Here is a 10,855-nt window from a genome sequence, read left to right as displayed (position 1 = left end):
TATCTAAGGAGCAGGATCAAGCAAGCAGGAAAGTGGGATCAAGAGACGATCGTCTCATTTTTCCTGTGTCAATACTGTTCCGGTGAATACTTACGATCAGCCGGCTCGGCGCCGACCCCATCAAGCTCGGGCTGGACCTGCGCGGCGGCTCTCAGCTGCTGATCGGGGTGGACGTGGATTTCGTCATCGACAACCAGACCAAGAACCTGGTGGATACCCTGCGCACCCGTTTTCGCGAGGCCAACCTGCGGGGGGCCAGCGTGATGCGCACCGCCCAGGGGAGCGTGGCCGTCACCCTGCCCGACGTGGCGGGGCAGGAGGCCTGGCTCTCCATCATCAAGGAGAGTGCCGGTACCCGCCAGGATCAGTGGACACTGAGCCGTTCCGGCAATGCACTGACCCTGGTGCTGAGCGACGCCGAGCGCACCCTGCTGGTGAACAACGCCGTGACCCAGAACCTGTCGATCCTGAAAAAGCGGATCAACGAGCTCGGCATCGTCGAGGCCTCGGTGGTGCGTCAGGGGCAGGACGGCATCCGCATCGAGTTGCCGGGGGTGCACAACCCCAAGCAGGCGAAAGAGGTGATCGGCGCCACCGCGTCCCTGGCCTTCTATGAAGCCAAGGCCGACAGCCGCTTCTTCATGGCGGATCGCAGCGGCCAGGCGGTGGGGCTGGCCCGCCAGCCGGTGCTGAGCGGCGAGCACATCGTCGATGCCCGCGCCAACATGGGGGAGATGGGGCAGCCCCAGGTCAACATCGTGCTCGACACCCTGGGGGGGAGCAAGATGAACCAGTTCAGCCGCCAGCACGTGGGCAAGCCCATGGCCACCGTCTTCACCGAGTACAAGACCAACACCGAAGGCAAGCTGCGCGCCCGAAGCGAGGTGATCAACGTCGCCACCATCCAGACCGCCCTTGGCAACCAGTTCCGCATCACCGGGATTGGCAGCCTGCCCGAGGCCCAGGAGCTCGCCATGCTGCTGCGGGCCGGGGCCCTCACCGCGCCGCTGAAGATCCTGGAAGAGCGCAGCATAGGCCCGACCCTGGGTCTGCAGAACATCGAGGCGGGCTTCACCGCCCTGGCGTTCGGCATGGCGGGCATGATGCTGTTCATGATGGCCTGGTATCGCAAGTTCGGCTGGGTCGCCATCACGGCGCTGGTCGCCAACCTGCTGATGCAGGTGGGGATGCTGGCGGTATTGCCGGGGGCCGTGCTGACCCTGCCGGGGATCGCCGGTCTGGTGCTCACCGTCGGCATGGCGGTGGATACCCATGTGCTGATTTTTGAGCGGATCAAGGACCGGCTGCGGGAAGGGGGGTCTTTGGCCAACGCCATCGACTTTGGTTATCGCTCGGCGTTTCGCACCATCTTCGATGCCAACATCACCACCCTCATCTGCGCCGTGGTGCTCTATGCCATCGGCTCCGGGCCGCTGCAGGGCTTCTCCATCACCCTGATCCTGGGGCTCATCTCCAGCATGGTGACCGGCATCTGGGGCACCCGCGCCATCATCAACCCCCTGTGGGGCAACAGCCGCGCCAAGCTGCTGAGGGTATGACCATGAACCGACTTCATCACCATGACGCCGCGCCCGTGAGTCTGCATGACCTGCGCACCGACCGCTTCCTGCCGGGAAGCCTGTACCACCTGACGTCGAGGGAAGAACAATGCTGAGAATGATCCTGGCCATGGGGCTGACCCGCTGGCGCTATATCGGGCTGTGGGCCTCCGTGCTGCTGACCCTGGCCTGCGTGGCCGTCCTTGCGACAAAAGGGCTCGCCCTCGGGCTCGATTTCACCGGCGGGATCCTGCTGGAGTTTCGCATCCAGACCCTGAAAGAGGCCCATGAGCTCAATGCTCTGCTGACGGCGCCCCTGGCGGGGGTGGTGGAGCTGCACGGCGCCGGTGTGCCCGGCGAGTGGCTCATCAAGCTGCCCCCCCACGCGCTGCCCTGGGCGGCGGAGGATCTGGCGACCATGCTGGGGCAGCAACTCGCCTTGCCGGTGGAGCTCTTGCGCACCACCATCGTCGGGCCCCAGGTGGGCGCAGAGCTGTTCCAGCAGGGGATGCTGGCGGTGCTGGTGGCCTCGCTCGCCATCTCCGCCTACCTGGCGGTGCGCTTCGAGTGGCGCCAAGCCATCGGCATCCTGGTGTCGGTACTGCACGACGGTCTGGTGGCCATCGGGCTGCTCGCGCTCTTTGACATCGAGTTCGACCTCAACGTCATCGCGGGCCTGATGGCGGTGATAGGCTACTCCCTCAACGACAGCATCGTCATCTCGGACCGGTTGCGGGACTTGCTGGGGTCTCGTACCCGCATGGGGATCCACGAGTGCTCGGACGTGGCCATCAAGGCCACCTTCAGCCGCACCATGATCACTTCGGGCACCACCCTCTTCACCGTGGGGGCCCTGCTCCTGTTCGGCGGCGACGCCCTCTACGGCTTCTCCTTCACCCTGTTCGCCGGCATCCTGGTGGGGACGCTCTCCTCCATCACGGTGGCCTCCACCGTGCAGGAGCTGCTGGGGCTCTCCCCCCAGGCCTACCAGAAAAAAGAGGAGGAGCTGGCCGAGGCGGCGTGACCGGCGAGCGCCCTGTCACGGGGCTCATGGGCGGCCAGTGCGGCCGCCCCGGGCAAAAAAGGAAGGCGAATGCCTTCCTTTTTCCATTCTGCCAGAGGGGGGCGGCGGTCCCGAAGGCCGGGTTGGGGCGGCGGGTGTGACGCGGCCGAGCAGAAGTTGAAAAGTGTAATGAAATGCATGTTTTAGGCGCTATTTTCGGGGCCCGCATCGGCTGCACTGGCAGGGAGTCTATGGATGGAGTAAGCACTCATGAATATCGCTCGTCGGCTTCAACTCATTGCCCTGCTGGTCATGCTGGCCCTGGGGTGTCTCAGCTGGTTCAGCATCAGCAGACTCTCCTCCGCCAATGCGGATCTCAGCTATGTAACAGACAACACCGTCCCCAGCATTTCCACGATCAAGGAGATACAGACAGACTTCTACGCCCTGCATTCATTGATCCAGGCGCACGTGCTCAACACCGACGACGGCAAGATGAGTCAGATAAAGCAGAGCATTGCATCCCTTCACACCAAGATGGACGCCCTGCTGAGCCAGTATGAAAACGGGATGATCTCCAATGAGGAGGACAGGCAGCTCGTCGCCGATGATCGGCGCCTGGTTGCCCAGTACGGCAAGGCCTCTGAAGACGTCCTGCGCCTGTCCCGCGAGAACAAGAATGTGGAGGCCAGAGAGGCGATCGACAAGGAGCTTGCCCCCTTGTTTGAGCAGCTTTCCCAGGCCATCGACAAGCACGTCCACTTCAACATCCAGCAAGGTGACGCCGTCAAGCTGCGAGGCGAGCAGAATGCCGATAGCAGCATGCAGGCCCTGTTGTTCATCTCGGTGGGCGCGGGTGCCCTCACGCTGGTGCTCTTTCTCTGGCTGTTCAGGCAGGTCGCCAATCCCCTCCGTCTGGCCATGGCGACCCTGTCCGAGATCCAGCGCGACCTGAACTTCACCCTGCGGGCCAATGTGAGCCAGCAGGACGAGATCGGCCAGACGCTGACGGCGGTCAACCGCCTGCTGGACACCTTGCAGCAGACCTTCACCGAGTTCTCAGTGGGCAGCCTGCAGATCAAGAGCACGGCAGAGTCCCTCTCCCAGGCGGCCCAGCACATGGCGGAGTCGGCGAGTCAGGCCAATGACGCCACCAGCCTTATCGCCGCCGGGGTGGAGGAGATGAGCGTGAGCATCACGGACATCTCCCAGCGCACCCAGGAGACCAGCCGCATCACCAATGAATCCGGCAAGCTCGCCAGTGACGGCGGGGCCACCATAGAGCGCACTGTGCTCGCCATCAACGACATCGCCGACGCCATTCGTCAGGCCTCCCGCGATGTGACGGCGCTGGGGGAGGGGATCTCCCGCATCGGTGGGGTGGTGAACGTCATCAACGATGTGGCGGGGCAGACCAACCTGCTGGCGCTCAACGCCGCCATCGAGGCGGCGCGGGCCGGTGAGCAGGGACGCGGCTTTGCGGTGGTCGCCGACGAGGTGCGCAAGCTGGCGGAGCGGACGGCCCAGTCGACCCAGGAGATCTCAAGGACGGTGGAGGCTATCCAGCAAGGGTCCGAGGCCACGGTGGCCAGAATGGTCCTGGTGGAGGAGAAGGTGGCGCAAGGGGTGGCCATGGCGACGGAAAGCGGGGCCATCATCACCCAGATCCGCCAGGCCTCCCATCGCGTCATGGATCAGGTCGGCGAGATCACCCTGGCCATCCGCGAGCAGACCTCGGCGGCGGAATCCATCGCCCTCCAGGTCGAGCAGATAGCCCAGGTGGTGCAGCAGACCAGCAGCACGGCGGAGGAGACCTCCGCCGCCGCAGAGGAGCTGAACGTGACCACGGAGAATATCCACCAGCAGATCTCCCGCTATCGCATCCAGTGAGGTGCGGATCGGTTGTTCTCTCCCCGCCATGCCCATGGCGGGGATTTTTTTATGTCAGAACCCCGAACCGGGCTGTTGCAGGAAGGCGGCCTCTTCCTCCGTGCTCGCCCTGCCCAGGATGGCGTTGCGGTGGGGGAAGCGGCCAAAGCGATCGACGATCACCTGGTGGCGGCGGGCAAAGTCGGCAAAGCCTTCGAAGGTGGTCCGGGCCGGGTCTGTGGCCTGCTCGTCGGCCAGGGCCTCGAACAGGGCGACGCTTCTGGCCTGCTGCTCTTTGGACTCCGCGTGCTCGAGGGGCAGATAGAAGAAGACCCGGGCCAGCGGCGAGAGCCCCTTGTCGACCACGAGGGTGAGCCCCTTGAGGCACAGCGCCCTGGCCTTGTCGTCCTGGGCGAAGGCGGCGGGGGTGTGGCGGTGAAGGTTTCGCGGCAGCTGGTCCAGCAGCAGGATGAGGGCCAGGCGCCCTGCGGGATCGTCCTCCCAACGGGCGAGCTCGCCCGCTGCGGCACGGGCCGCCAGTTCGCCGAAGCGTGAGGCCAGCAGGGCATCGGTCTCGCTGCTCTTGCCCCACCAGAGGGGGGCCTGACGGGCGGCACGGGGAGCGTCGTCTGCGTCATCGCCAAACCAGAAATCGAGCAGAGGTTGCCAGGGTTGCATGGGAACTCCTTGGGCCGGTGGCCGTGAGGTGAAAACGGAGCAGGGGATCTGCCATGGGGGGCTGCCGCCGTGGCGGCTTCCCGTTACACTGTGCCATCTTTTGCCCCAAAGGGTGATCCCCGGATGGGCCCGTGGTCCCCTGACCCCCTCATCACCCTGACCGGGGCAGCCCGGATGTGTCCCACTCAATAGAAGGAATGCCAGATATGGCCGGAGCCAGTTTGTTGACCCTGCTCGATGATATTGCCAGCGTGCTCGATGATGTCGCCCTGATGACCAAGGTGGCGGCGAAGAAGACGGCCGGGGTGCTGGGGGACGATCTCGCCCTCAATGCAGAGCAGGTCTCCGGGGTGCGGGCCGAGCGTGAGCTGCCGGTGGTGTGGGCGGTGGCCAAGGGGTCGTTTCGCAACAAGCTCATCCTGGTGCCTGCCGCCATCGCCATCAGTGCTCTTATCCCCTGGCTCATCACCCCGCTCCTGATGCTGGGGGGGGCCTACCTCTGTTTCGAGGGGGCGGAGAAGCTGGTCCACAAGTTCCTGCCCCACGAGGAAGAGGCGCATCAGGCGGCGCCGGTGCCCGAGGATCTGGCGGCCTATGAGCGCCAGAAGGTAAAGGGGGCCATTCGCACCGATTTCATCCTCTCGGCGGAGATCATCGTCATCGCCCTCGGCACCGTGCAGGGGTCGAGCCTGGGCCTGCAGATCGCCGTGGTGGCGGGCATCGCCCTGCTGATGACCGTCGGGGTCTATGGCCTGGTGGGGCTCATCGTCAAGCTCGACGACATCGGTCTGCACCTGCTGCAAAAGCCCGATGGCGGCGCCGTGCGCCGGGCGGTGGGGCAGGGGCTGCTGGTGACGGCGCCCCGTCTGATGCACCTGCTTGCCCTGGTGGGCACCATCGCCATGTTCATGGTCGGCGGCGGCATTCTGGTCCATGGCTGGCCCTTCCTCCATCATCTCATCGAAGGGACGGCGGACACGGTGGCCGCCCTGCCCGGGGTCGGCGGGGTACTGGCCGTGGTGACGCCCACCCTGCTGAGCGCCTTGGCCGGCGTGGTGGCAGGGCTGGTGCTGGTGGTGGCCATGACCCTGGTGAGCAAGCTTCAGCCCGCCAAATAGGTCGCTTGTCGGGGGAGGGCCGACAGGGGCCGTCGCACCCGGGGGCGCTCTTCTGCTGGTTGCCTCGAATGGGGGCTAGGCAAGTGCCTGGCCCCCTTCGTACTATCCGGTTTCACCCGCCCGCAGAGGCGGGGTGACCCGATATGGACGCAAACAGACAAGGACAACCATGAAACCACCCGTTTGGCGAGATGATCACATCTATGCCGCCCCCGACGATCCTGCCATCGAGGCCGCCTTCCAGGAGGCTGCCCGCGCCCTCACCCGGCTTGACGCCCTCCTGGCGGACCTGCCGGATCCCGCCCATCCCGTTGCGGATGCCAATGCCCTGCGCCACCTGCTGCGGGCCATCCGCCGCGAGGCCAACGGGGTGAAGAGCCTGGCCTGGAACAGTCAGGTCTATGGTTACAACCGGCTGAGCCAGAACGGGCGCGACGAGGAGGCCCGGGTACTGCTTTCCCGGGGCCAGCAGCTGGAGGCGACCCTGGCCCAGCGCAGCAAGCCGGTGGACCTGTTCTGGGTTCGCGCCCCCGAGTCACTGGTGTGCACCCTGCTGCAAGACCCCGAGCTCTTCGAGCTGGCCTACCAGATCCATCACGACAGAGCGCTGCAGGATCAGTGGCTTTCGCTCGAGAGCGAGCAGCTCATCGAGGGGTTGGCGGTGGACGGCCTGCAGGGGTGGGGGGATCTCTACGACAACCTGGTGGGGCGGCTGCTGCCGGTGGTGGAGGGGATGCCCATGGGGCTTGCCCAGGCGGACAACCTGCTCGCCCACCCGGACAGGGCGCGGCGCGCCAGCGCCTGGCACGCCATCCAGGACGCCTGGGAGGCGGAGCAGGAGACGGTGGCCGCCATTCTCAACGCCATCAACGGCTGGCGCAACGAACTCGGCCGCCAGCGCGGCAAGGGGCGCAGGCTGGATGCCCTCGAGGTCACCTGCCATCAGGAGCACATCACGGGCGCGACCCTGGAGACCCTGATGGCGGCGGCCGAGGAGCACAGGGAGCTCGGGCGCCGCGCCTTGCGTGCCATGGCCTGTGCCCAGCAGATCACCGACTTCGCCCCCTGGGATCTCTTTGCCCCGGCGCCCCAGGCCGTACACGGCAAGTTCGGCGTCGAGCAGGCGCTGAATCTGGTGATGGAGGCCTTTGCCGCCTTCGATCCCGAGATGGGGGCGTTTGTCCGCATGATGGCCGACAAGGGGTGGATCGATGCCGCCCCGAGCGAGCACAGGCGAAGTGGCGCCTATTGCACCGAGTATGCCGATCCACCCGAGCCAAGGGTCTTCCTCACCTTCGAGGGGACCATGGACAACGTCATCACCCTGGCCCATGAGCTCGGTCACGCCTGGCACAGCTGGTTGCTGCGGGATCTTCCCTTCGAACAGCGGGGCTACCCCAAGACGCTGGCGGAGACCGCCTCCCTCTTTGCCGAGATCCTGGTGCGCGATGCCCTGCTGGCCGCCACCGACAAGGTGGAGCCGCGCCGGGCCATCGCCTGGCTGGACGGGGAGCGGGCCGCGAGCCTGCTTCTCGACATCCCCGCCCGCTTTGCCTTCGAGCGCGCCCTGGTGACGGCGCGGGAGGCGGGTTACGTGGGGGCGAGCCAGATGCGGGAGATGATGAAATCGGCGCAGCAGCAGTGCTATGGTGACGCCCTCAGCCAGTATGACGAGCTGTTCTGGGCCAGCAAGGGTCACTTCTCCATCGCCGAGTCCGGGTTTTACAACTACCCCTATCTGTTTGGCTATCTCTTCAGCCTGGGGCTCTATGCCCAGCATGCGCGGGCCGGGGGCGAGTTTGTGCCCGCCTATCGCGCCCTGCTGCGAGATACCGGCCGCATGAGCGCCGAGGCGCTGGTGGAGAAGCACCTGGGGGTCGACATCCGCGAACCCGGGTTCTGGCAGGAGAGCCTGCGCTATGTGGAAGAGGCGGTGGTGCGCCTCGAGCGGCTGGTGTGATGCCTGCCCGCGAAGGTGGTGGCTCTGGCCACCTGGATTTCACGACGGGCCAGGCCCGTCCCTGACGATGAGCGTTCGATGCAACAACGAGTCTATCCACAGCAGTGGCAAAATGATCACATCTACCCCTCCCTCGACAGCTGTGTCCTCGAGGCGGACATGAGCCTGGCCCGCGCCAGCCTGGCCGAGCTGAGCGGTTTTATCGAGGGACTGACCCTGGTTCCTCGCACTCCAGGCGCCTTGCAGGACTTCCTCAGGGAGGTACGCCTGCGGGCCCGGCGCATTCGCGACATCGGCTGGAACATCGCCGTGCTGGCCGCCTGCAAGGGGAGCCAGGACGCCCGGGATCCCCTCGCCAAGCAGGTTGCCTCCCGGGCCCGGGCCCTCAATGCGGATCTGTTCAAGACGCTTGCCCCCATCGAAGATCTGATGCTGGGGCTGCCTGCGCCCGAGTTTGAGCAACTGATGGCCGACCCCCTGCTCGGGGAGGAGGGGTACCGGCTGCGCCACGAGCGTCGCCTGCAGGATCAGCGGCTGCCGGTGGAGGCGGAGCAGCTGGTCATCGGCCTTGGCACCGACGGCCTGCACGCCTGGGGCAACCTCTACAACGATCTGGTGGGCAAGATAAGGCTGGTGATCGCGGGTCGCGAGATGGGGCTGGCAGAGGCGAGCAACCTGCTCTCCAACCCGGATCGTGCCCTGCGCAAAGAGGCCTTCGATGCCATCAGCGCCGGCTGGGAAGGGGAGCAGGAGACGGTGGCAGCCATCCTCAACGCCCTCAACGGCTGGCGCCTGGAGCTCTCGCGCCAGCGCGGCAAACACCGGCGCCTCGATGCCCTGGATCTCTCCTGCCACCAGAGTCACATCGAGCGGGCGACCCTGGATACCCTGATGACGGAGACCTGGCAGGCCCGCCATCTGGGCCAGCGGGCCCTGGGGCTGATGGCCGGTCACCTCGGCCTCGAGGTGCTGGGGCCGGAGGATCTCTTTGCGCCGCCCCCTGCCGCCAGCCGCCGGGAGATCCCCTTCGAGGAGGCGGTCGACATCATCGCCCTGGCCTTCGCGCGCTTTGACCCCGAGATGGGGGACTTTGCCCGCATGATGGCCGAGCGCGGCTGGATTGATGCCGCCCCCACCCCCAACCGGCGCACCGGGGCCTATTGCACCAAGTTTGCCGAGCCGGTGGAGCCGCGGGTCTTCATCACCTATGCGGGCACCATGGACAACGTCATCACGCTGGCCCACGAGCTCGGTCACGCCTGGCACAACTGGCTCATCCGCGATTTGCCCATGAGCCAGCGCAGCTACCCCATGACCCTGGCGGAGACCGCCTCCATCTTCGCCGAGACCCTGGTGCGCAGCGCCCTCTACGAGCAGGCCCGAAGCGCCGAGGAGCGTCTGGCCATCGCCTGGGCGGATGCCGATGGCGCCGCCACCTTCCTGGTCAACATCCCGGCCCGCTTCGACTTCGAGCGGGCCCTGGTGGCCGAGCGCGAGCAGGGCTATGTGTCGTCGGCCCGGCTCAAGGGGCTCACCGACGAGGCCTGGGGGCGCTGGTACGAGCAGAGCCTCGACCGTTATCACCCCCTGTTCTGGGCCGCCAAGGCGCACTTCTCCATCGCGGGCTTCGGTTTTTACAACTACCCCTACCTCTTTGGCTATCTGTTCAGCCTCGGGGTCTATCAGCAGCTGATGAGCCGCCAGGCCGCAGGGGAGGAGGGGGTGGCGAAGGCCTACCGCACCCTGCTGCGAGACACAGGTCGCATGAGCGCCGAAGAACTGGTCGAACGGCATTTGGGGCAGGACATTCGAAAACCCGCCTTCTGGCAGGGGAGCCTGGCCCTGGTGGAAGCGGCGGTGGCGCGCTTCGCCCAGTGCGGCAGTTAACCTCGCCAGACCCGGTTTGCGCCATGTCCCGCTGGGGCATGGCGCTGCCACAGCGGCCCCGACGCGCGGTTTGGTGGCCCGAAGGGGCGTGATCCAAAGCAAGAAAGTGGGATGTTTTGGTGGCGCAAGGCCCTGTCGCTGGGGTAGTTTCGATAGAACCGACACAGTTTTTGAGGTCTTGTCCATGATCATCTATCTGCATGGCTTTGATGCCACCAGCCCCGGCAATCATGAAAAAGTGCTGCAGTTGCAGTTTATCGATGATGATGTGCGTTTCGTGCACTACAGCACGGTTCACCCCCGCCACGACATGAGCCATCTGCTCAAGGAAGTGAAGAAGCAGCTCGACATGAGCACCGATCCCAAACCCCTCATCTGCGGCGTGGGCCTGGGTGGCTACTGGAGCGAGCGGATCGGGTTTCTGTGCGGCATCAAGCAGGTGGTCTTCAACCCCAATCTGCACCCGGAAGAGAACATGCAGGGCAAGATCGACAGGCCGGAAGAGTACGAGGACATCGGCACCAAGTGTGTAACCGAATTTCGTAATAAAAATTCAGGAAACTGCCTGTGCATCCTTTCCGTTCAGGATGAAATCCGCGATAATCGGGACACTGAACGTGAATTGAAGAACTATTACGACATCGTATGGGATGAGCGCGAGACCCATAAGTTCAAGAACATCTCGCACCATCTGCAACGGATGAAGGCCTTCAAAGAAGCCTGAGCCATCACGTCAACCGATTTCGTTTTAGGGAGCCAATGGCTCCCTTTCGTTTTGAGG

7 protein-coding genes and 1 pseudogene are annotated in these 10,855 nt (G+C 65.2%); 7 read left to right on the top strand and 1 reads right to left on the bottom strand.

The features are described 5' to 3' along the window. Positions 1-95: 95 nt before the first annotated feature. The 3 genes and pseudogenes from secD to AB5Y64_RS05085 all read left to right on the top strand — a co-directional run. A pseudogene (gene secD / locus AB5Y64_RS05095) lies at positions 96-1,559 on the top strand (protein translocase subunit SecD); the annotation flags it as partial. A gap of 109 nt (positions 1,560-1,668) precedes the next feature. Further along, positions 1,669-2,583, top strand: a complete 915-nt coding sequence (secF, locus tag AB5Y64_RS05090; RefSeq protein ID WP_029314368.1) for a protein translocase subunit SecF — start codon at positions 1,669-1,671, stop codon at positions 2,581-2,583. A gap of 249 nt (positions 2,584-2,832) precedes the next feature. After that, the gene (locus AB5Y64_RS05085) at positions 2,833-4,452 is read left to right on the top strand and encodes a methyl-accepting chemotaxis protein (protein WP_280094427.1); all 1,620 of its coding nucleotides are present in this window, start codon (positions 2,833-2,835) and stop codon (positions 4,450-4,452) included. Positions 4,453-4,506: 54 nt separating this feature from the next. Here the strand turns inward: AB5Y64_RS05085 and AB5Y64_RS05080 are convergent, their stop codons facing one another. After that, a complete protein-coding gene (locus tag AB5Y64_RS05080) occupies positions 4,507-5,109 on the bottom strand; it encodes a DUF924 family protein (RefSeq protein ID WP_103261856.1) in 603 nt (200 codons plus the stop codon). 206 nt (positions 5,110-5,315) lie between these two features. On the opposite strand from AB5Y64_RS05080, the gene AB5Y64_RS05075 reads away from it, so the two are divergent. The 4 genes from AB5Y64_RS05075 (at position 5,316) to ycfP (ending at position 10,798) form a co-directional block, all read left to right on the top strand. After that, a complete protein-coding gene (locus tag AB5Y64_RS05075) occupies positions 5,316-6,227 on the top strand; it encodes a DUF808 domain-containing protein (protein ID WP_041212856.1) in 912 nt (303 codons plus the stop codon). A gap of 169 nt (positions 6,228-6,396) precedes the next feature. Further along, a complete protein-coding gene (locus tag AB5Y64_RS05070) occupies positions 6,397-8,187 on the top strand; it encodes a M3 family oligoendopeptidase (RefSeq protein WP_139700305.1) in 1,791 nt (596 codons plus the stop codon). 78 nt (positions 8,188-8,265) lie between these two features. Beyond that, entirely contained in the window at positions 8,266-10,074 is a 1,809-nt protein-coding gene (locus tag AB5Y64_RS05065) for a M3 family oligoendopeptidase (RefSeq protein ID WP_161470746.1), read from the top strand. A gap of 184 nt (positions 10,075-10,258) precedes the next feature. Then, positions 10,259-10,798 (top strand): alpha/beta hydrolase YcfP, encoded by a 540-nt coding sequence (ycfP, locus tag AB5Y64_RS05060; RefSeq protein WP_005331594.1) that lies wholly within the window; start codon positions 10,259-10,261, stop codon positions 10,796-10,798. Positions 10,799-10,855: the final 57 nt, after the last annotated feature.

This window comes from Aeromonas sp. R5-1, from assembly GCF_040908265.1.
GTDB lineage: Bacteria > Pseudomonadota > Gammaproteobacteria > Enterobacterales > Aeromonadaceae > Aeromonas > Aeromonas caviae.
This window is presented reverse-complemented; position numbering and strand designations above follow the sequence as displayed.

Excerpts from the sequence above, each read along its gene's own strand:
- secF (WP_029314368.1), top strand. The coding sequence starts at position 1,669 with ATGCTGAGAATGATCCTGGCCATGGGGCTGACCCGCTGGCGCTATATC.
- AB5Y64_RS05085 (WP_280094427.1), top strand. The coding sequence starts at position 2,833 with ATGAATATCGCTCGTCGGCTTCAACTCATTGCCCTGCTGGTCATGCTG.
- AB5Y64_RS05080 (WP_103261856.1), bottom strand. The coding sequence starts at position 5,109 with ATGCAACCCTGGCAACCTCTGCTCGATTTCTGGTTTGGCGATGACGCA.
- AB5Y64_RS05075 (WP_041212856.1), top strand. The coding sequence starts at position 5,316 with ATGGCCGGAGCCAGTTTGTTGACCCTGCTCGATGATATTGCCAGCGTG.
- AB5Y64_RS05070 (WP_139700305.1), top strand. The coding sequence starts at position 6,397 with ATGAAACCACCCGTTTGGCGAGATGATCACATCTATGCCGCCCCCGAC.
- AB5Y64_RS05065 (WP_161470746.1), top strand. The coding sequence starts at position 8,266 with ATGCAACAACGAGTCTATCCACAGCAGTGGCAAAATGATCACATCTAC.
- ycfP (WP_005331594.1), top strand. The coding sequence starts at position 10,259 with ATGATCATCTATCTGCATGGCTTTGATGCCACCAGCCCCGGCAATCAT.